Source organism: Pseudomonas sp. Z003-0.4C(8344-21) (genome assembly GCF_900104975.1).
Classification (GTDB): domain Bacteria; phylum Pseudomonadota; class Gammaproteobacteria; order Pseudomonadales; family Pseudomonadaceae; genus Aquipseudomonas; species Aquipseudomonas granadensis.
Genome location: NZ_LT629756.1, coordinates 1,379,916 through 1,398,925 on the forward strand (window position 1 = coordinate 1,379,916; position 19,010 = coordinate 1,398,925).

Consider the following 19,010-nt stretch of genomic DNA (forward strand, 5'->3'; position numbering starts at 1 on the left):
GACAGGCCGCTATCGCGAGCAGGCTCACTCCTGCATTCTGGAATGCATTCCCCTGTAGGACTGAGCCTGCTCGCGAAGCTTTTGCCGGTCAGTTATGGCGCCGGATTCGGATGATCCTTGTGAATCGCCTCAATCCCGGCCAGCACTTCATCGGAAAGTTTCAGATCGAAACTGGCAATGTTGCTGTCCAGTTGCTCGAGCGTTGTCGCGCCAATGATGTTGCTGGTGACGAATGTTTGCTGATTGACGAACGCCAGGGCCATCTGCGCCGGATCCAGGCCGTGCTCACGGGCCAGGGCAACGTAACGGCTGCACGCTGCCTCTGACTGCGGGTTGAAATAGCGGCTGAAGCGGCTGTAGAGGCTCAGGCGACCTTTCGCCGGGCGCGCGCCGCCCTCGTACTTGCCGGAGAGGAAGCCGAACGCCAGCGGCGAATAGGCGAGCAGCCCGCATTGTTCGCGGATGGCGATTTCCGCCAGGCCGACTTCAAAACTGCGGTTGAGCAGGTTGTACGGGTTCTGGATCGACACCGCACGCGGCCAGCCACGGGCTTCGGCCAAGGCCAGAAAGCGCATGGTGCCCCACGGCGTCTCGTTGGACAGGCCGATGTGGCGGATCTTGCCGGCTTTCACTTGCTCATCGAGGGCTTCGAGGGTGTCTTCCAGCGGCGTCAGGTTGGCTTCGGTCTTGTGTTTGTAGCCCAGCTGTCCGAAAAAGTTGGTGCTGCGTTCCGGCCAGTGCAGTTGATACAGATCGATGTAGTCGGTCTGCAGGCGCTTGAGGCTGCCATCCAGCGCTTCAGTGATGTGCTGGCGGTTGTGGCGCAGGTTCTTGTCGCGAATGTAGTCGATGGTGTTGCCCGGGCCGGCGATCTTGCTGGCGAGGATCCAGTCGGCGCGGTCGCCGCGACTCTTGAAGTAATTGCCGATGTAGCGCTCGGTAGTGGCGTAGGTTTCGGCTTTCGGCGGCACGGGGTACATCTCGGCGGTGTCGAGGAAATTGATCCCGGCCTCTTTGGCGCGTTCGATCTGGGCGAAGGCTTCAGCTTCAGTGTTCTGCTCGCCCCAGGTCATGGTGCCGAGGCAGATTGCACTCACGTTCAGGTCGGTACGGCCTAGCTGGCGATAGTCCATCGGGTGCTCCTTGGGCAAAACAATCATAAAAGCAGGTTGAAATATTTTTCGCAATCTGCATAATTGCCGACCTCTTTCTGCAGTGGAAGTGATGCGCCGCCGCCGAAGAATCTTGCCGTTGAACGGACGCGCCGACCCGAGCCCCCGAAAGCGTCTGTATCCGGCTGCCTTTGACTTGTCAAAGTACGCACTATTCAGTAAGATCCGCCGTCTTATTTACAGGCGGCCCCTGAGGCTATAAAGAATGAAAACTTTTACTGCTAAACCGGAAACAGTAAAGCGCGACTGGTTTGTCGTCGACGCTGCTGGTCAGACCCTGGGTCGTCTGGCCACCGAAATCGCGAGCCGTCTGCGTGGCAAGCACAAGCCTGAGTACACTCCTCACGTTGACACCGGCGACTACATCGTCGTCATCAACGCCGAGCAGATCCGTGTTACCGGCGCTAAAACCACTGACAAAATGTACTACTCCCACTCCGGTTTCCCGGGCGGCATCAAGTCGATCAACTTTGAAAAGCTGATCGCCAAGGCCCCTGAGCGCGTGATCGAGACCGCGGTTAAAGGCATGCTGCCTAAAAACCCACTGGGTCGCGACATGTACCGTAAGCTGAAAGTCTATGCGGGCGCTGCTCACCCACATACTGCTCAGCAGCCCCAAGAACTGAAGTTTTAACGGAATAGTACATTATGTCGGCGACTCAAAATTACGGCACTGGCCGTCGCAAGACCGCAACCGCACGCGTTTTCCTGCGTCCGGGTACTGGTAACATCTCCATCAACAACCGTTCGCTGGATAACTTCTTCGGCCGCGAAACTGCCCGCATGGTAGTTCGTCAGCCGCTGGAGCTGACCGAGACTGTCGAGAAGTTCGACATCTACGTCACCGTGATCGGTGGTGGTGTAAGTGGTCAGGCTGGCGCAATCCGCCACGGCATCACTCGCGCTCTGATGGACTACGATGAAACCCTGCGTAGCGCTCTGCGCAAAGCTGGCTTCGTTACCCGCGACGCCCGTGAAGTTGAACGTAAGAAAGTGGGTCTGCGTAAAGCGCGTAAGCGTCCGCAGTACTCGAAGCGTTAATACCGCTTCCACGTTCAAAAAAGAACGCCCGATTCCTCACGGAATCGGGCGTTTTTTTATGCGTGCATTTTTTCCAGAAAGAATTGCGCTGTGACAACTTGCCTCATTCGCAGACCCCCTATACTGCAAGGCTTAGGGGTGGAGAGCTCCGGGTAATTCCCTTGTCAGAATTGGGGCTTTTCATTACCATTCGGCAAAATTTTTATAAGTAGCACGCGGTTTATTTAGTAGACGCCTGATTTAACAGGCCAAAAAAGCTGATGGGAGAGGACTGAATGAGCAATGACGGCGTGAATGCAGGCCGGCGTCGCTTCCTGGTGGCAGCCACATCCGTGGTCGGTGCTGCAGGAGCGGTGGGGGCTGCGGTCCCGTTCGTAGGGTCATGGTTTCCCAGCGCCAAGGCGAAAGCCGCCGGCGCACCGGTGAAAGTGAATGTCAGCAAAATCGAGCCAGGCCAGCAAATGATTGCTGAATGGCGCGGCCAGCCGGTGTTCATTGTCCGCCGTACCGAGGAAATCCTGGGGAATCTGAAAAAGATCGAGGGCCAACTCTCCGATCCGACCTCGAAAAACTCTACGCAACCTACCTATGTCGACCCTGAAGTGCGCTCGATCAAGCCGGAAATTCTGCTGCTGATCGGGATTTGCACGCACCTGGGTTGCTCACCGACTTTCCGTCCCGAAGTGGCACCTGCGGATTTGGGCAAAGACTGGGTAGGCGGTTATTTCTGCCCTTGCCACGGTTCCCACTACGATCTGGCTGGCCGCGTCTACAAGTCGCAACCTGCGCCTTTGAACCTGCCAGTTCCCCCGCATTCCTATGAGACCGATGACCTGATTGTCATTGGCGTCGATACGGAGAAAGCGTGATGAGCAAGTTCATGGATTGGGTTGATGCGCGCTTTCCTGCAACCAAGATGTGGGAAGACCATCTCAGCAAGTATTACGCTCCGAAAAACTTCAACTTCTTCTATTTCTTCGGCTCTCTGGCGCTGTTGGTGCTGGTCAATCAGATTGTCACAGGCGTCTGGCTGACCATGAGCTACACGCCGTCGGCAGAAGAGGCGTTTGCTTCCGTCGAATACATCATGCGTGACGTCGAGTACGGCTCGATCCTGCGTTTGTTGCACTCGACCGGCGCTTCGGCGTTCTTCATCGTGGTGTACCTGCACATGTTCCGTGGCCTGCTCTACGGTTCGTACCAGAAACCGCGCGAGCTGGTCTGGGTGTTCGGCATGCTGATCTACCTGGCGCTGATGGCCGAAGCGTTCATGGGTTATTTGCTGCCGTGGGGCCAAATGTCGTACTGGGGCGCGCAGGTGATCATCTCGCTGTTCGGCGCGATTCCGCTGATCGGCGACGACCTGACCCAGTGGATTCGCGGCGACTACCTGATCTCCGGCATCACCCTGAACCGCTTCTTCGCACTGCACGTCGTGGCGCTGCCAATCGTGATTCTCGGTCTGGTGGTGTTGCACATTCTGGCGCTGCACGAAGTCGGTTCAAACAACCCTGATGGCGTCGATATCAAGAAGCATAAAGACGAAAACGGCATCCCGCTGGACGGCATTGCGTTCCACCCGTACTACACGGTGAAGGACATTGTCGGTGTCGTGGTGTTCCTGTTTATCTTCTGCTTCATTGTGTTCTTCTTCCCGGAAATGGGTGGCTACTTCCTTGAAAAGCCAAACTTCGAACCGGCCAACCCATTCAAGACGCCTGAGCATATTGCACCGGTCTGGTACTTCACGCCGTTCTACGCGATCTTGCGCGCGGTGCCGGATAAACTCCTCGGCGTTATCGCCATGGGGGCGGCGATTGCAGTGCTGTTCGTGCTGCCGTGGCTGGACCGCAGTCCGGTCAAATCGATGCGCTACAAAGGCTGGCTGAGCAGGATCTGGCTGGTGGTGTTCTGCATTTCGTTCGTGATTCTCGGCATTCTCGGTGTGCTTGCGCCGACGCCGGGCCGCACGTTGCTGTCGCAGGTCTGCACCTTCCTGTACTTCGCCTACTTCATTCTGATGCCGTTCTACACCCGGCTCGAGAAGACCAAACCGGTACCGGAGAGGGTGACTGGCTGATGAAAAAGTTATTGCTTGCTCTGATTTTTGCTGCGCTGCCTTCCCTGACTTTTGCAGCCGAGGGCCATGGTCCGGAACTGGAAAAAGTCGATATCGATGTTTCCGACAAGGCGGCTTTGCAGGATGGCGCACGGACCTTTGCCAACTATTGCATGGGCTGCCACAGCGCCAAATTCCAGCGTTACGAGCGGGTCGCCGATGACCTCGGTATTCCCCACGAGTTGATGCTGGAGAAACTGGTGTTCACCGGCGCCAAGATTGGCGACCACATGAACATCGGTATGCAGCCGGCTGACGCCAAAACCTGGTTCGGTGCAGCGCCGCCGGACTTGACCCTGGTGGCCCGCGTGCGCGGCACTGACTGGCTGTACGGATACCTGAAGTCGTTTTACGAAGATCCGGCGCGCCCATGGGGCGTGAACAACAAGGTCTTCCCGAACGTCGGCATGCCTAACGTGCTCGTCGGTCTGCAAGGTCGCCAGGTCGTAGGTTGCAAGCAGGTGCAGATCGTCGAAGACGGCAAGAAGCAATATGATCCGCTGACCGGCACGGCTTTGACCCATGAAGCCTGCGATCAACTGACCATCGTGCCCAAATCCGGTGCTCTGAACGAAGAGCAGTTCGATGAGAAGGTCAAGAATCTGGTAACCTTCCTGGCTTACTCGGCTAACCCGGTTAAGCTGCAACATCAGCGCATTGGTACTTATGTCTTGCTGTACCTGGCGTTCTTCTTTGTGTTCGCCTACCTGCTCAAGCGTGAATACTGGAAAGACGTGCACTGATACGCTTCAAGCATTGCTGTTAATCGCGCGCGCCCAAGGGCGCCTCCGATAAAGCAGGGTCTGCTCGGTCAGACCCTGCGGGAGGTGCCCTCTGGGCGCGCGCGTTTTTCCGGTTCCGAAAAATTCAACAAGCGAGGAGGATCGCCATGGGCGTGACCAATCGGTTGGCCTGTTACTCCGACCCCGCCGACCACTATTCCCACCGAGTGCGCATCGTGCTTGCAGAGAAGGGTGTCAGCGCTGAAATCATTTACGTGGAAGCCGGCCGCCAGCCGCCTAAACTGATTGAGGTGAACCCTTACGGCAGCCTGCCTACGCTGGTCGATCGCGACCTGGCGTTGTGGGAGTCGACCGTGGTCATGGAGTATCTGGACGAGCGTTACCCGCACCCGCCGTTGATGCCGGTTTATCCGGTGGCGCGTGCCAACAGCCGTCTGCTGATTCATCGCATTCAGCGTGACTGGTGCGGTCTGGTGGATCTGATTCTTGATCCCAAGGCCAAGGAAGCCGCGCGGGTGGTGGCGCGCAAGGAGTTGCGCGAAAGCCTGACGGGCGTGTCGCCGCTGTTTGCGGACAAGCCGTTCTTCCTCAGTGAGGAACAAAGTCTGGTCGATTGCTGCCTATTACCCATACTCTGGCGTTTGCCGATTCTGGGTATTGAACTGCCGCGGCCGGCCAAGCCGCTGCTTGATTATATGGAGCGCCAGTTTGCGCGTGAGGCTTTCCAGGCGAGTCTGTCTGGTGTCGAACGCGACATGCGCTAAGGCTTAAGGAGCCGCTATGAACTCCAGTCGACCTTATCTGGTCCGCGCGCTCTACGAGTGGATTGTGGATAACGATTGCACCCCGCACATGCTGGTCAACGCCGAATACCCGGCGGTGCAGGTGCCGCAGGGTTTCGCCAGCGACGGGCAGATCGTGCTGAACATCTCGCCAAGCGCCGTGCGCCATCTGCACATGGACAACGACGTGGTGACGTTCGAAGGTCGCTTCGGTGGTGTGCCGCACAGCCTGTACGTGCCGATCAGCGCGATTCTGGGCATCTATGCCCGGGAGAACGGTCAGGGCATGGTGTTCGATCTCGAGTCGCCGCTGGATGACGACGATATCGAGCAGGATGACGACCAGCCGCCACCGGACAGCGAGCCACCGCGCCCCAGCGGCCGGCCAAGCCTGAAAGTGGTGAAGTAACAAAAAAGGCGATCCGGATGGATCGCCTTTTTTGTGTCTGCCGCTCGCTGGTCAGTCGATGTACTCGAACAGCTTCACGATTTTCTGCACGCCGGAAACACCCTGAACCAGATTGGTCGCCTGAGTGGCTTCCTGTTTGGTCAGCAGGCCCAGCAGGTAGACGATGCCGTTCTCGGTAATGACTTTGATGCGCGAGCCGGGAATGCTGGCGTCGGTGAGCATCTGCGTTTTGATTTTGGTGGTCAGCCACGCGTCATTCTGTCGAGCCAGCAGGGACGAAGGCTGCAGCACTTGCAGCTCGTTGTGGACTTTCTTGACCCGTTGCACATTGGCGGCAGCCTGTTCGGCCTTGGCCTTGAGGTCTTCGCGCGGGGTCTGGCCGGCGAGCAGTACCACGCCGTTGAAGCTGGTGACGACGATGTGCGAATCGTTGTCCAGCGCCGGGTCGGCTTTGGCTATGTTCACGCCGACCTTGGTTTCGATCAACGAGTCGTCGATCTTGCTGCCGAAGGTGCGCGTGCCACGGTCGTCTTCGATCGGTGCTTCACGGCTGGCATTCACCACCGAGGTGCAGCCGCTGATGCCGAGGCACAGAGTCAAGGCCAGAAGGCCAAGGCGATTAGGGGTCATTCTTCACTCCCGAACAGTTGGCTGTCGATCAGATCGCAGAGGCAATGGATCGCCAGCAAGTGGACTTCTTGAATACGTGCAGTGACATTGGCCGGTACGCGAATCTCGACGTCCTCGGGCAACAGCAGCGACGCCATGCCGCCGCCATCGCGTCCGGTCAAAGCTACGACAATCATTTCGCGATCATGTGCGGCCTGGATCGCTTGAATAATGTTCGCCGAGTTACCGCTGGTCGAAATCGCCAGCAGCACGTCGCCGGGCTGGCCCAGTGCGCGGATCTGCTTGGAGAACACTTCGTTGTAGCTGTAGTCGTTGGCAATCGAGGTGATCGTCGAGGTGTCGGTGGTCAGCGCGATCGCCGGCAGGCTCGGGCGCTCGCGCTCGAAACGGTTGAGCAGCTCCGAGGAAAAGTGCTGCGCGTCACCGGCGGAGCCGCCGTTGCCGCACGAGAGCATCTTGCCCTCGTTGAGCAGGGCGTTGACCATGATCTGGCTGGCTTGCTCGATGTGCGGTGCAAGTACGTCCATCGCCTGTTGCTTGGTGTCGATACTGGCCTGGAAGAGCTGGCGAATTCGGGATTGCATGTCCATCTGTGTGACCTTAAGTAGCGCGGCTGTCCGGCACATGAATGTGCAGCCCGCAAAGCAAAGAGCAAAATGTGGCGGTGGAATTGTCCGGGTCGCAACGCCGGCGATCAACTGTCGAAAGCATTCTGCAACCAGTTCAGCTGATCCGGGTGGCTGTCGATTGCCACCACGTCGAAGCGGCAGGGGGAATTGGCCCAGCGCGATTCACGCTGAAGAAAATACTGCGCGGCAAAAATCAGTTTCTGCTGCTTGCGCGCATCGATGCTGGCAAGCGCGCCACCCCATTGAGTGTTCTTTCTATAACGAACTTCGACGAATACTACTGTATCGCCATCAAGCATGACCAGATCAAGCTCGCCGCGTTTGCAGAGCCAGTTCTGCGCCAGCAGGCGCAGACCTTGATTTTGCAGATGTTCGAGCGCCTGGCGCTCGGCATCCTTGCCGCTTTGCGAGCGTGACCTGTCGGGCATCAGCGTGGGGTGTCCGGCAGGCGCTGCACCTGGCCGCTGACGAATTGTGCCCAAGGCAACTGACGGACGACGCGTTGGGTCTGGGTCATGCCGAGGCTGCCCGATTCACCGTCGATGCGGCTGTCCGGCAGGGCTTTGAGCTGGCCCAGACGCGGTGCCAGGCGATAGGCGTCCACGCCCATTGCGTACAGACGGCCGAGGCTGCCGGCGGCTTGCGGCCACTGGGCAACCACTTGCTGACGCAGCGGATCGCTGGTGTCCAGCAACCATGGGGTTTCGCAGAAGCGAATGCCGTTCATGTCGTTGTACTGGTTGATGTCACCGCTGGCGCTGTACACGTGCGAGGTCGCGTAGACCGGAACGTCACCGGCGTACTGGAAGTTCAGGGTCGGCTTGATCTGCTGCGCCTGTTGTGGCGTGGCGGCAAGGAAGATGAATTCGATGTCCTGGCGACGCGAAGGCTGCGCGGCGACGTTGGTGCCAGCCGCATTCTGCAGGCTCTTGGCGCGGGCTTCACTCTGGCGCAGCTGGAACATGTCGGCGATCTGCTGGGCCAGTTGCACCGGCTGATCAACACGCTCGGTGGCGACGATGCTGCCGCCGTTGGCTTGCCAGTCCTGGCTGAACGCACGCAATACGCGGTCGCCCCATTCGCCTTTCGGCACCATGATTGCGGCGCGGTGCAGGCCATCGGCACGGGCGCGGCGCGACACTTCGCGGGCTTCGTCTTCGGCAGCCAGACCGAACTGGAACAGTTGCGCCGGACCCTGATCGCCTTCGCTGTAGTTCAGCGCAAGGGTCGTGATCGGCAGTTGCGGGCGGGTGCTCAGTTGCTTGACCAGCGGCTTTTCCAGCGGGCCGACCACCAGTTGCACGCCGTCAGCCTGGGCCTTGCGGTAGAACTCGTCCATCGAGGTCAGCCTGGAGCTGTCGTAGAACTCGATGGCTGGCGGTTTTTGCCCGGCTTGTTGTGCCTGGTAGTGCGCCGCCATGAAGCCTTCACGCAAGGCTTTGCCGACCGCGGCCAGTTGGCCATCCTGCGGCAACAGCAGGGCGATCTTGCTCAGAGGCTGGCTGGCCAGTTCCTTGAGTTTGGTCAGCGGCAGCGGCAGGTTGATTGCGGCCGGGTGCTTGGGGTTCTGTGTGCGCCAATTGTCGATCGCCGCCTGCTGCTGTTCCAGCGTGCCAGCGGTTTTTACCGCCAGGGCCAAAGCCATCCAGCCGCCGAGGTCGTCGGTGCTGTTGGCTTGCAGTTGGTCGGCCGGCAGCGAGCCGATCAGGGTCCAGATCGCTTCGTGGTTCTTGCTCGCGGCTTCACCTTCGAGCATCGGCGCGATGAACACTCGTTCACGTGCGGCGGCCAGGGTCTGGCCATCGGCTTCAAGAGCGCGGGCGTGAACAGTGCCGGTGCGTACTTGCTGCTCTTCCGGCATTTCGCCAAGTTTCTGCAGGCTTGGATGGCTCAGGGCAGTCAGCGCAGCTTTCGGCTGGTTGCGGGTCATGGCCAGTTCGGCAGAGAGGGTGTTGGCGAAAATCTGCTGGCCAGGCTTGAGTTGCTCGACCGGCACTTGTTGCAGGATTTGCGCGGACTGGCCGGCATTGCCCTGACGATAGGCAAGGTCGGCGGCGCTCAAGCGCAACAGAGCGGCTTTTTCCGGGGTTTTAGCCTGGGTCGCCTGTTCGAGCAGTTGCTCGATGCTGGCATCCGGAGTCCGTGGAAGTTCGCCAAGGCTGGAGGAAGGGGAGCTGGCGCAAGCCGCCAACAAGGCAGCGAGGCAGAGGGCAGTGAACAGCCGCAGGCAAGCGATCATGTAAGTGTTCCTGATACTCGATCAAATTAGCGTGGAATTGTACCCAAGCACTGGCCGGGGCGCGATGTTACTGGCGTGAAACGGGCAATTTAGCAGGAGTAAATGTTGCGGCGGCCCACAACTGTGCGAAAAACCGCGCTCGGCGCGAGCACGTCGCAAGCCTCGTGACGCGCTACAATGGCCGCTTTTACCGATCACGAGGTGTGCGCTTTGACTGCTCCAGGTTCCCTGAATTCCGCTGCTGGCTCGCTTTATGTGGTGGCGACGCCCATCGGCAACCTGGACGACATCAGTGCCCGGGCCCTGAAAATCCTCCGTGAAGTGGCACTGATTGCCGCCGAAGACACTCGGCACTCGGCGCGGCTGATGCAGCACTTCGGGATCGGTACGCCACTGGCGGCCTGTCACGAACACAACGAACGGGATGAAGGTAGCCGCTTTATCACCCGTCTGCTGGCCGGTGACAACGTGGCGCTGATCTCCGATGCCGGCACGCCGCTGATCTCCGATCCGGGTTACCACCTGGTGCGTCAGGCGCGAGCGGCGGGCATTAATGTGGTGCCGGTGCCAGGCGCCTGTGCATTGATCGCGGCGCTGTCGGCGGCCGGTCTGCCGTCCGACCGGTTTATCTTCGAAGGCTTTCTGCCGGCCAGGTCGGTGGGGCGCAAGGCTCGTCTCGAAGCCGTCAAGGAAGAGCCGCGCACTTTGATCTTCTACGAAGCCCCGCATCGCATTCTTGAGTGTCTGCAGGACATGGAAGAAGTGTTCGGCGGCGAGCGTCAGGCCTTGCTGGCCCGGGAGATCACCAAGACCTTCGAAACACTCAAGGGCTTGCCGCTGGCCGAGCTGCGCGCATTCGTCGAATCGGACAGCAATCAGCAGCGAGGTGAATGCGTGGTGCTGGTGGCGGGTTGGACCGCGCCGGAATCCGAAGACGCGGTCAGCAGCGAGGCGATGCGCATCCTCGATCTGCTGCTTGAGGAAATGCCGCTCAAACGCGCCGCTGCGCTTGCCGCACAGATCACCGGAGAGCGCAAAAACGTGCTTTATCAGGTTGCGCTGGATAAGCAGAAGGGCGTGTAAGCCGTCGCCCATAGCGGTCTTGCGGGTTTTAGCGCTTGTTCTTCCGCCGCTCTGCCGTTAACCTTCGCGGCGGAGAGTCGATCGGACAGTCGCTGCCCTCTATGAGAATTAGGGGGGGGAGGAAAGTCCGGGCTCCATAGGGCGAAGTGCCAGGTAATGCCTGGGAGGCGTGAGCCTACGGAAAGTGCCACAGAAAATAACCGCCTAAGCGCGCAAGCGCCGGTAAGGGTGAAAAGGTGCGGTAAGAGCGCACCGCACGTCTGGCAACAGTTCGTGGCTAGGTAAACCCCACTTGGAGCAAGACCAAATAGGGTCCCAAGGCGTGGCCCGCGCTGGGACCGGGTAGGTTGCTAAAGATGTCCAGTGATGGCCATCGTAGACGAATGACTGTTCAAGACAGAACCCGGCTTACAGATCGACTCTCCACCTTTTCTTTCCCTGCTTGAATCAATGGCAACAGGGCTGTGTAATATCAGCAGGCTTGGGCTGAAAATCCGGCAGCGGCAAACGCGGTAATAGCCATTTCCCACCTCGCTTCAATCAACAGCAGAAGCGCATTTGTAATACCAAAAAAATCTTACTCTTAACAAACTACTTTAACTTCCGAGCGCAGCTTTCAGTGCTGCATCAGGTTATTGGTCAAAAGCCCCCGTCAGATTCTCGTTGTGCTTCCTTTTAAGCTGCTAAATCTCCGTTCTGTAAGGGTTTTCCTTTAATCCGCGCCTTGACGGTGTGGTGGGCGCATTCCTATAGTGTGCACAAGTGGCGGAAAGTGGCATGAAGTGGGTTTTTTGAGCTCAAAACGATAAAAATTGGAGAAACGCAGACGTGTTTCGCGGAGCTAACGCTATCAGTCTCGATGCAAAGGGCCGTCTCGCCATGCCGAGCCGGTACCGTGACGAGCTCGATTCGCGCAGTTCCGGTCAATTGATCGTGACCATTGATGCTGTCGACCCGTGCTTGTGTGTCTACCCGCTCGACGAATGGGAAATCATTGAAACCAAGTTGCGCGCGCTCCCTTCGCTTCGCGAAGAGAACCGTCGCCTGCAACGTTTGCTGATTGGTAACGCCGTCGACCTCGAGCTCGATGGCAGTGGTCGTTTTCTGGTTCCACCGCGTCTGCGCGAGTACGCCAGGCTGGATAAGCGCGCGATGCTGGTGGGCCAACTGAACAAGTTCCAATTGTGGGACGAGGATGCATGGAACGCGGTGTCTGCCGCTGACCTTGCTGCTATTCAACAACCGGGCGCGATGCCTGATGAACTGCGTGATTTGATCCTGTGACTATTGATAGCGGCTTTAACCACATCACCGTACTGCTTGACGAAGCCGTCGAGGCTCTCGCCGTACGTCCTGATGGCTGCTATCTGGACGGCACGTTCGGGCGCGGCGGGCACAGCCGGTTGATCCTGAGCCAGCTCGGCACGGACGGTCGGCTCATCGGATTCGACAAGGATCCTCAAGCGATTGCCACCGGGCAAACGCTAGCGGCCGAAGACGGCCGCTTTGTCGTTGTGCAGCGCAGCTTTGCCGAGCTCGGTTCGGTGGTTGCCGAACAGGGTCTGGCCGGCAAGGTCAGCGGTATTCTGCTCGACCTCGGTGTGTCGTCGCCGCAGCTCGATGATGCCGAGCGCGGTTTCAGTTTCCTCAACGACGGCCCGCTGGACATGCGCATGGACCCGTCCCGTGGCATCAGCGCGGCCGAGTTCGTCAACACCGCGCCGGCTGAAGAAATCGCCCGGGTGTTCAAGGAATACGGCGAAGAGCGTTTTTCCGGGCGCATGGCCCGTGCCGTGGTCGAGCGTCGCGATATCAAGCCGTTCGAGCGCACCGCCGATCTGGCTGAAGTACTGAAAGTCGCCAACCCGGCGTGGGAAAAGGGCAAGAACCCGGCCACCCGCGCATTCCAGGGTTTGCGCATTCACGTCAATAACGAATTGGGTGATCTTGAAGCCGGCCTCGAAGCCGCTCTGGATGCGCTGGAAGTCGGCGGTCGTCTGGTGGTGATCAGCTTCCATTCGCTGGAAGATCGCATCGTCAAACTGTTCATGCGCAAACTGGTCAAGGGCGAGGCCGACAATCTGCCGCGTAACCTGCCAGTGCGCCACGTTGCCTTCGAACCGAAAATCAAAATCCACGGCAAAGCGCAGACGGCCTCCGACGCCGAACTCAAAGCCAACCCACGTTCCCGTAGCGCGGTCATGCGTGTCGCGGAGAAGTTGCGGTGAGCAAGCTTTTCGCCAAGCCATTGCCTGGCGGCAGCTTTCTGATGCTGCTGCTGTTTATCGGCGTGCTTTTTTCGGCGATTGCCGTGTCGTACAGCGCGCACTGGAACCGTCAGTTGCTCAACACCCTTTATAACGAACTCAGCGTGCGCGACAAGGCGCAGGCCGAGTGGGGCCGGCTGATTCTCGAGCAGAGCACCTGGACTGCGCACAGCCGCATCGAAGTGCTGGCCACCGAACAATTGAAAATGCACATTCCCGGCGCGGCTGACGTGAAGATGGTGGCGCCATGATGAAGCTCGAAGGCGCACTGTTCCCGTGGCGCTTCCGCCTGATGGTGGCGCTGCTCGGCCTGATGGTTGCGGCGATCTGCTGGCGGATCATCGACCTGCAAGTGGTCGATCGTGACTTCCTCAAGGGGCAGGGCGACGCGCGCAGTCTGCGGCACATCCCGATTCCTGCGCACCGTGGCCTGATCACCGACCGTAATGGCGAACCTCTGGCCGTGAGTACCCCGGTGACCACGCTGTGGGCCAACGCCAAGGAAATGCAGTCGGACAAAGAAAAGTGGCCGGCACTTGCCGCCGCGCTGGGTCAGGACCCGAAAGCCCTGGCCGAACGCCTCGAAGCCCAGGCCAATAAAGAATTCATTTACCTGGTGCGCGGCTTGACCCCCGAGCAGGGCCAGGCTGTGCTCGACCTGAAAGTGCCGGGCGTTTACGGCATCGAAGAATTCCGCCGCTTCTACCCGGCCGGCGAAGTCACCGCGCACATGGTCGGCTTTACCGATATCGACGATCACGGCCGCGAAGGTGTCGAGCTGGCCTATGACGAATGGCTGGCCGGGGTCCCGGGCAAACGACAAGTGATCAAGGATCGCCGCGGGCGGCTGATCAAGGATGTCCAGGTCACCAAAAACGCCAAGGCCGGCAAGCCCTTGGCGTTGTCGATTGACCTGCGTTTGCAATACCTGGCCAACCGCGAGCTGCGCAACGCGATCATCGAGAACGGCGCCAAGGCCGGCAGTCTGGTGATCATGGATGTGAAGACCGGTGAGATTCTCGCCATGGTCAACCAGCCGACCTACAACCCGAACAACCGTCGAAACCTGCAACCGGCGATGATGCGCAACCGCGCGATGATCGACGTGTTCGAGCCGGGTTCGACCATGAAAGCCATCTCGATGAGTGCGGCGATCGAAACCGGTCGCTGGAAACCGAGCGACACCGTCGAGGTGTATCCGGGCTCGTTGCAGATCGGCAAATACACCATTAAAGACGTGTCCAAGAGCGAAGGTCCGGTGCTCGACCTGACCGGGATTCTGATCAATTCCAGTAACGTCGGCATGAGCAAGGTCGCCTTCGACATCGGCGGCGAAACGATTTTCCGCCTCGCGCAAAAAGTCGGCCTCGGCCAGGACACCGGCCTGGGCTTCCCCGGCGAACGTGTCGGCAATCTGCCGAATTACCGAGAATGGCGCAAGGCCGAAACTGCAACCTTGTCTTACGGCTACGGTATTTCCGTGACCGCAATCCAGCTGGTGCACGCATTCTCGGCGTTGGCCAACAACGGTCGTCTGGCGCCGCTGACCCTGATCAAAACCGACAAGATGCCGCAGACCACGCAAGTGCTGCCCGAAGCCGTGGCGAAAACCATGCAGGGCATGTTGCAGCAAGTGATCGAAGCGCCGCGCGGTGTGTTCCGTGCGCAAGTGCCGGCTTACCACGTCGGCGGCAAGTCGGGTACGGCGCGTAAAACCTCGGTCGGCACCAAAGGCTACGCGGAAAATTCCTACCGTTCGCTGTTCGCCGGTTTCGGTCCGATGAGCGATCCGCGTTACGCCATCGTCGTCGTGATCGACGAACCGACCAAGGCCGGTTACTTCGGTGGTCTGGTGTCGGCGCCGGTGTTCAGCCGTGTGATGTCCGGCACCCTGCGCCTGATGAACGTGACCCCGGATAACCTGCCGACCACGCAACAGGCCAACGCTACCCCGGTCATTCCGCTGAAAGCCAATGGAGGGCGCGGCTGATGTCATTGAGTCTGAACAAGATATTCCCCCACGCCGGCCACGATCTGTTGATCCGTGAATTGGCGCTGGACAGCCGCAACGTGCGCGCCGGCGATCTGTTTCTCGCTGTGCCCGGCGGCAAATTCGACGGCCGTGCGCACATCGCCGATGCCCTGCAACGCGGCGCCGCGGCCGTGGCGTATGAAGTAGAAGGCGCCACCGTGCTGCCGATCACCGATGTGCCGCTGATTCCAGTCAAGGGCCTGGCGGCGCAGTTGTCGGACATCGCCGGGCGCTTTTATGGCGAGCCGAGCCATCACCTGAATCTGATCGGTGTGACCGGTACCAACGGCAAGACCAGCGTGACCCAATTGGTCGCGCAGGCGCTGGATCTGCTCGGCCAGCATTGCGGCATCGTCGGCACCCTGGGTTCCGGCTTCTATGGCGCGCTGGAAAGCGGTCTGCATACCACGCCGAATCCGATCGCCGTGCAGGCAACCTTGGGCGACCTGAAAAAGGCCGGCGCCAAAGCCGTGGCCATGGAAGTGTCGTCCCATGGTCTGGATCAGGGCCGCGTGAGCGCGCTGGCGTTTGACGTGGCGGTGATGACCAATCTGTCCCGCGACCATCTGGATTATCACGGCACCATGCAGGCGTATGCCGAGGCCAAGGCGAGGTTGTTCGCCTGGAATGACCTGAAATGCCGTGTGGTCAACCTCGATGATGATTTCGGTCGGCAACTGGCGGCGGAAAAACGCGAATCGCGCTTGATCACCTACAGCCTGCTCGACAGCAGCGCTTACCTGTTTTGCCGCGAAGCGCAGTTCGACGATCACGGCGTGCGCGCCACCCTGGTCACGCCGCAGGGCGAACATCACCTGCGCAGCACACTGCTCGGGCGTTTCAACCTGAGCAATGTACTGGCGGCGGTCGGCGCCTTGCTCGGTCTGGATTACGCGCTCGACGAAATTCTCAAAGTGCTGCCGAAACTCGAAGGTCCGGCCGGGCGCATGCAGCGTCTGGGTGGCGGCACACAACCGCTAGTGGTGGTCGATTACGCCCACACCCCGGATGCGCTGGAAAAAGTCCTGAGCGCACTGCGCCCGCACGTCAAAGGTCAGTTGCTGTGCCTGTTCGGCTGCGGCGGTGATCGTGATCGCGGCAAGCGTCCGTTGATGGCCGAAGTGGTCGAGCGTTTGGCGGACAAAGTATTGGTCACAGATGACAACCCGCGCAGCGAAGACCCGGCCGTGATCTTTGATGACATCCGCGCCGGTTTCACTGCTGTGGATAAAGTCACCTTCGTCGCCGGCCGTGGCCAGGCCATTGCGCAATTGATTGCCGACGCGACGGCTGACGACGTGATTGTTCTCGCGGGCAAAGGTCACGAGGACTACCAGGAAATCAACGGCGTGCGCCATGCCTTCTCCGATCTGGTCGAGGCCGATCATGCCCTGACCGCGTGGGAGGTGGCCCATGCTTAAGGCCCTGACACTCAGCGAGCTGACCAACGCCCTCGACGCCCGTCTGATCGGCAGCGATGCCAGCTTCAATGGCGTCAGCATCGACAGCCGCGCGATCCAGCCAGGCCAATTGTTTGTCGCCCTGACCGGTCCGCGTTTCGACGGTCATGATTATCTGAACGACGTCGCTGGCAAAGGCGCCGTTGCTGCACTGGTCGAGCGTGAAGTCGCCGACAGCACGCTGCCGCAATTGCTGGTCAAGGACAGCCGTCAGGCGCTGGGCCAGTTGGGCGCGTTGAACCGTGCCGCCTTTACTCAGCCTGTGGCAGCGGTGACCGGTTCCAGCGGCAAGACCACGGTCAAGGAAATGCTCGCGAGCATCCTGCGCACCCGCGGTCCGGTGCTGGCCACCCGTGGCAATCTGAACAATGACCTCGGCGCGCCGCTGACCCTGCTCGAACTCGCCCCGGAGCACACTTCGGCGGTGATCGAACTGGGGGCCTCGCGTCTCGGCGAAATCGCCTACACCGTGGGCCTGACCAAGCCGCACGTCGCGATCCTCAATAACGCCGGTACCGCCCACGTTGGCGAGTTCGGCGGGCCGGAAAAAATCGTCGAAGCCAAAGGCGAAATCATCGACGGCCTCGCCGCTGATGGCGTCGCCGTGCTCAATCTCGATGACAAGGCTTTTGGCATCTGGCAGACCCGTGCAGGCGCTCGCAAAGTGCTGACCTTCGCTCTGAGCAACGTTCAGGCGGACTTCTACGCCAGCGACTTGAACACCGATGCGCGCGGCTGCCCGGCGTTCAATCTGCACACACCGGAAGGCAGCGAACGTGTGCAGTTGAACCTGCTCGGCACCCATAACGTCGCCAATGCCATGGCCGCCGCCGCTGCCGCCCACGCCTTGGGCGTGTCGCTGTTCGGCATCGCCACCGGGCTTGGCGCCGTGCAGCCGGTCAAGGGCCGCACCGTCGCGCAACTGGCGAAAAACGGCATGCGCGTGATTGACGACACTTACAACGCAAACCCCACCTCGATGTGCGCCGCCGTTGATATACTCGCCGGCTTTTCCGGCCGCACCGTCCTGGTGCTCGGGGATATCGGCGAGTTGGGCGAGTGGGCGGAGCAGGGGCACCGCGACGTGGGCGAGTACGCCCGAGGCAAGGTTTCCGCGCTTTACGCTGTCGGGCCGAACATGGTCCACGCCGTGAACGCTTTCGGTGAACAGGCGCATCACTTCGGCACGCAAGCCGAACTGATCCAGGCCCTCGACGCCGAGCAGGACACAAACACCACCATTTTGATCAAGGGTTCGCGCAGTGCAGCGATGGAAAACATCGTTGCGGCTCTGTGCGGGCCCAGTCTGGAGAAACATTAATGCTGCTGCTGCTAGCGGAGTATCTGCAACAGTTCTACAAAGGCTTCGCGGTCTTTCAGTACCTGACCCTGCGCGGGATTCTCGGTGTGCTGACCGCGCTGGTCTTGTCGCTGTGCTATGGCCCGTGGATGATCCGCACCCTGCAGAACCGTCAGATCGGCCAGTCCGTGCGTAATGACGGCCCGCAATCGCACCTGTCAAAATCCGGTACGCCGACCATGGGCGGCGCGCTGATCCTGTCGTCGATCGGTGTCAGCACCTTGCTCTGGGCCGACCTCAGCAACCGTTACGTCTGGGTGGTGTTGCTGGTGACCCTGCTGTTCGGCGCCATCGGCTGGGTCGACGATTACCGCAAAGTCATCGAGAAGAACTCGCGTGGCCTGCCGAGCCGCTGGAAGTATTTCTGGCAGTCGGTGTTCGGCCTCGGTGCGGCGATCTTCCTTTATATGACCGCGTCCACCCCGGTGGAAACCACGCTGATCCTGCCGATGCTCAAGGACTACAGCATTCCGTTGGGCGCCGGTTTCATCGTGCTGACCTATTTCGTGATCGTCGGCTCGAGCAACGCGGTCAACCTGACTGACGGCCTCGACGGTCTGGCGATCATGCCGACGGTGATGGTCGGCGGCGGTCTGGGGATTTTCTGCTACCTGTCGGGTAACGTGAAATTCGCTGAGTACCTGCTGATCCCTTACGTACCGGGCGCGGGCGAGCTGATCGTATTCTGTGGCGCGCTGATTGGCGCCGGCCTCGGCTTCCTGTGGTTCAACACCTATCCGGCGCAAGTGTTCATGGGCGACGTTGGCGCCCTGGCACTCGGCGCGGCACTAGGCACCATTGCGGTAATCGTCCGTCAGGAAATCGTCCTGTTCATCATGGGCGGCGTGTTCGTGATGGAAACCCTGTCAGTGGTCATTCAGGTTGCGTCCTTTAAGCTCACCGGTCGCCGTGTGTTCCGCATGGCACCGATCCATCACCACTTTGAACTCAAGGGCTGGCCCGAGCCGCGCGTGATCGTCCGTTTCTGGATCATCACCGTGATTCTCGTGCTGGTTGGCCTTGCCACCCTGAAGCTGAGGTAGA

General features: G+C 59.9%; 20 protein-coding genes and 1 other RNA gene. 16 read left to right on the plus strand and 5 right to left on the minus strand.

Translation table 11 applies throughout. The features are described from left to right. Positions 1–92 precede the first annotated feature (92 nt). A complete protein-coding gene (locus BLU24_RS06455; RefSeq protein ID WP_093098461.1) occupies positions 93–1,133 on the minus strand; it encodes an NADP(H)-dependent aldo-keto reductase in 1,041 nt (346 codons plus the stop codon). A gap of 244 nt (positions 1,134–1,377) precedes the next feature. Between BLU24_RS06455 and rplM the strand changes: the two genes are divergently transcribed. The 7 genes from rplM to BLU24_RS06490 all read left to right on the plus strand — a co-directional run bounded on the left by rplM (position 1,378) and on the right by BLU24_RS06490 (position 6,266). Continuing rightward, positions 1,378–1,806 (plus strand): 50S ribosomal protein L13, encoded by a 429-nt coding sequence (gene rplM, locus BLU24_RS06460; RefSeq protein WP_007917032.1) that lies wholly within the window; start codon positions 1,378–1,380, stop codon positions 1,804–1,806. 14 nt (positions 1,807–1,820) lie between these two features. Next, on the plus strand, positions 1,821–2,213 hold the full coding sequence (gene rpsI, locus BLU24_RS06465; RefSeq protein WP_003228056.1) for a 30S ribosomal protein S9: 393 nt from the start codon (positions 1,821–1,823) through the stop codon (positions 2,211–2,213). A 275-nt stretch (positions 2,214–2,488) separates the two neighbouring features. Then, positions 2,489–3,082: a ubiquinol-cytochrome c reductase iron-sulfur subunit gene (gene petA / locus BLU24_RS06470; protein WP_007917031.1), complete on the plus strand. Its 594-nt coding sequence runs from the start codon at positions 2,489–2,491 to the stop codon at positions 3,080–3,082. Continuing rightward, complete coding sequence (locus BLU24_RS06475) at positions 3,082–4,293, plus strand: cytochrome b (protein WP_093098464.1); 1,212 nt, start codon at positions 3,082–3,084, stop codon at positions 4,291–4,293. The genes petA and BLU24_RS06475 overlap by 1 nt, the downstream gene beginning before the upstream one ends. Then, a complete protein-coding gene (locus BLU24_RS06480; protein ID WP_093098468.1) occupies positions 4,293–5,075 on the plus strand; it encodes a cytochrome c1 in 783 nt (260 codons plus the stop codon). Before BLU24_RS06475 ends, BLU24_RS06480 begins: the two co-directional genes overlap by 1 nt. A gap of 146 nt (positions 5,076–5,221) precedes the next feature. Continuing rightward, positions 5,222–5,839: a glutathione S-transferase N-terminal domain-containing protein gene (locus tag BLU24_RS06485; protein WP_090286143.1), complete on the plus strand. Its 618-nt coding sequence runs from the start codon at positions 5,222–5,224 to the stop codon at positions 5,837–5,839. Between the two features lie 16 nt (positions 5,840–5,855). After that, positions 5,856–6,266, plus strand: coding sequence for a ClpXP protease specificity-enhancing factor (locus tag BLU24_RS06490; RefSeq protein WP_093098471.1), 411 nt, complete (start codon positions 5,856–5,858; stop codon positions 6,264–6,266). Between the two features lie 51 nt (positions 6,267–6,317). Here the strand turns inward: BLU24_RS06490 and BLU24_RS06495 are convergent, their stop codons facing one another. The 4 genes from BLU24_RS06495 to BLU24_RS06510 form a co-directional block, all read right to left on the minus strand. Then, a complete protein-coding gene (locus BLU24_RS06495; RefSeq protein ID WP_090286140.1) occupies positions 6,318–6,896 on the minus strand; it encodes a BON domain-containing protein in 579 nt (192 codons plus the stop codon). Next, positions 6,893–7,486, minus strand: a complete 594-nt coding sequence (locus tag BLU24_RS06500) for a phosphoheptose isomerase (protein WP_008082788.1) — start codon at positions 7,484–7,486, stop codon at positions 6,893–6,895. Before BLU24_RS06500 ends, BLU24_RS06495 begins: the two co-directional genes overlap by 4 nt. A 104-nt stretch (positions 7,487–7,590) precedes the next feature. Beyond that, complete coding sequence (locus tag BLU24_RS06505; RefSeq protein WP_090286138.1) at positions 7,591–7,953, minus strand: YraN family protein; 363 nt, start codon at positions 7,951–7,953, stop codon at positions 7,591–7,593. Further along, entirely contained in the window at positions 7,953–9,764 is a 1,812-nt protein-coding gene (locus BLU24_RS06510) for a penicillin-binding protein activator (RefSeq protein ID WP_090286136.1), read from the minus strand. The genes BLU24_RS06505 and BLU24_RS06510 overlap by 1 nt, the downstream gene beginning before the upstream one ends. A 177-nt stretch (positions 9,765–9,941) precedes the next feature. On the opposite strand from BLU24_RS06510, the gene rsmI reads away from it, so the two are divergent. From rsmI to mraY, 9 genes are all read left to right on the plus strand, one after another. Further along, positions 9,942–10,847 (plus strand): 16S rRNA (cytidine(1402)-2'-O)-methyltransferase, encoded by a 906-nt coding sequence (rsmI, locus tag BLU24_RS06515; protein ID WP_093098473.1) that lies wholly within the window; start codon positions 9,942–9,944, stop codon positions 10,845–10,847. Between the two features lie 73 nt (positions 10,848–10,920). Beyond that, positions 10,921–11,274, plus strand: an RNA gene (gene rnpB, locus BLU24_RS06520) — RNase P RNA component class A. A gap of 401 nt (positions 11,275–11,675) precedes the next feature. Then, the gene (gene mraZ / locus BLU24_RS06525) at positions 11,676–12,131 is read left to right on the plus strand and encodes a division/cell wall cluster transcriptional repressor MraZ (RefSeq protein WP_090286131.1); all 456 of its coding nucleotides are present in this window, start codon (positions 11,676–11,678) and stop codon (positions 12,129–12,131) included. Then, positions 12,128–13,075, plus strand: coding sequence for a 16S rRNA (cytosine(1402)-N(4))-methyltransferase RsmH (rsmH, locus tag BLU24_RS06530; RefSeq protein ID WP_418951622.1), 948 nt, complete (start codon positions 12,128–12,130; stop codon positions 13,073–13,075). The genes mraZ and rsmH overlap by 4 nt, the downstream gene beginning before the upstream one ends. Next, positions 13,072–13,365 (plus strand): cell division protein FtsL, encoded by a 294-nt coding sequence (gene ftsL, locus BLU24_RS06535; protein WP_016773269.1) that lies wholly within the window; start codon positions 13,072–13,074, stop codon positions 13,363–13,365. The genes rsmH and ftsL overlap by 4 nt, the downstream gene beginning before the upstream one ends. Continuing rightward, the gene (locus BLU24_RS06540; RefSeq protein WP_172833318.1) at positions 13,365–15,104 is read left to right on the plus strand and encodes a peptidoglycan D,D-transpeptidase FtsI family protein; all 1,740 of its coding nucleotides are present in this window, start codon (positions 13,365–13,367) and stop codon (positions 15,102–15,104) included. Before ftsL ends, BLU24_RS06540 begins: the two co-directional genes overlap by 1 nt. Beyond that, complete coding sequence (locus tag BLU24_RS06545; RefSeq protein ID WP_093098479.1) at positions 15,104–16,567, plus strand: UDP-N-acetylmuramoyl-L-alanyl-D-glutamate--2,6-diaminopimelate ligase; 1,464 nt, start codon at positions 15,104–15,106, stop codon at positions 16,565–16,567. The genes BLU24_RS06540 and BLU24_RS06545 overlap by 1 nt, the downstream gene beginning before the upstream one ends. Continuing rightward, positions 16,560–17,927 carry a UDP-N-acetylmuramoyl-tripeptide--D-alanyl-D-alanine ligase gene (locus tag BLU24_RS06550; RefSeq protein ID WP_093098482.1) on the plus strand — a complete coding sequence of 456 codons (1,368 nt, stop codon included), beginning with the start codon at positions 16,560–16,562 and terminating at the stop codon, positions 17,925–17,927. The genes BLU24_RS06545 and BLU24_RS06550 overlap by 8 nt, the downstream gene beginning before the upstream one ends. Then, positions 17,927–19,009, plus strand: a complete 1,083-nt coding sequence (gene mraY / locus BLU24_RS06555) for a phospho-N-acetylmuramoyl-pentapeptide-transferase (RefSeq protein WP_090286123.1) — start codon at positions 17,927–17,929, stop codon at positions 19,007–19,009. Before BLU24_RS06550 ends, mraY begins: the two co-directional genes overlap by 1 nt. Position 19,010: the final 1 nt, after the last annotated feature.

Bases quoted from the DNA above. Each gene is read 5' to 3' on its own strand.
- BLU24_RS06455 (WP_093098461.1), bottom strand. From the start codon at position 1,133: ATGGACTATCGCCAGCTAGGCCGTACCGACCTGAACGTGAGTGCAATC.
- rplM (WP_007917032.1), top strand. From the start codon at position 1,378: ATGAAAACTTTTACTGCTAAACCGGAAACAGTAAAGCGCGACTGGTTT.
- rpsI (WP_003228056.1), top strand. From the start codon at position 1,821: ATGTCGGCGACTCAAAATTACGGCACTGGCCGTCGCAAGACCGCAACC.
- petA (WP_007917031.1), top strand. From the start codon at position 2,489: ATGAGCAATGACGGCGTGAATGCAGGCCGGCGTCGCTTCCTGGTGGCA.
- BLU24_RS06475 (WP_093098464.1), top strand. From the start codon at position 3,082: ATGAGCAAGTTCATGGATTGGGTTGATGCGCGCTTTCCTGCAACCAAG.
- BLU24_RS06480 (WP_093098468.1), top strand. From the start codon at position 4,293: ATGAAAAAGTTATTGCTTGCTCTGATTTTTGCTGCGCTGCCTTCCCTG.
- BLU24_RS06485 (WP_090286143.1), top strand. From the start codon at position 5,222: ATGGGCGTGACCAATCGGTTGGCCTGTTACTCCGACCCCGCCGACCAC.
- BLU24_RS06490 (WP_093098471.1), top strand. From the start codon at position 5,856: ATGAACTCCAGTCGACCTTATCTGGTCCGCGCGCTCTACGAGTGGATT.
- BLU24_RS06495 (WP_090286140.1), bottom strand. From the start codon at position 6,896: ATGACCCCTAATCGCCTTGGCCTTCTGGCCTTGACTCTGTGCCTCGGC.
- BLU24_RS06500 (WP_008082788.1), bottom strand. From the start codon at position 7,486: ATGGACATGCAATCCCGAATTCGCCAGCTCTTCCAGGCCAGTATCGAC.
- BLU24_RS06505 (WP_090286138.1), bottom strand. From the start codon at position 7,953: ATGCCCGACAGGTCACGCTCGCAAAGCGGCAAGGATGCCGAGCGCCAG.
- BLU24_RS06510 (WP_090286136.1), bottom strand. From the start codon at position 9,764: ATGATCGCTTGCCTGCGGCTGTTCACTGCCCTCTGCCTCGCTGCCTTG.
- rsmI (WP_093098473.1), top strand. From the start codon at position 9,942: ATGGCCGCTTTTACCGATCACGAGGTGTGCGCTTTGACTGCTCCAGGT.
- BLU24_RS06540 (WP_172833318.1), top strand. From the start codon at position 13,365: ATGAAGCTCGAAGGCGCACTGTTCCCGTGGCGCTTCCGCCTGATGGTG.
- BLU24_RS06545 (WP_093098479.1), top strand. From the start codon at position 15,104: ATGTCATTGAGTCTGAACAAGATATTCCCCCACGCCGGCCACGATCTG.
- BLU24_RS06550 (WP_093098482.1), top strand. From the start codon at position 16,560: ATGCTTAAGGCCCTGACACTCAGCGAGCTGACCAACGCCCTCGACGCC.
- mraY (WP_090286123.1), top strand. From the start codon at position 17,927: ATGCTGCTGCTGCTAGCGGAGTATCTGCAACAGTTCTACAAAGGCTTC.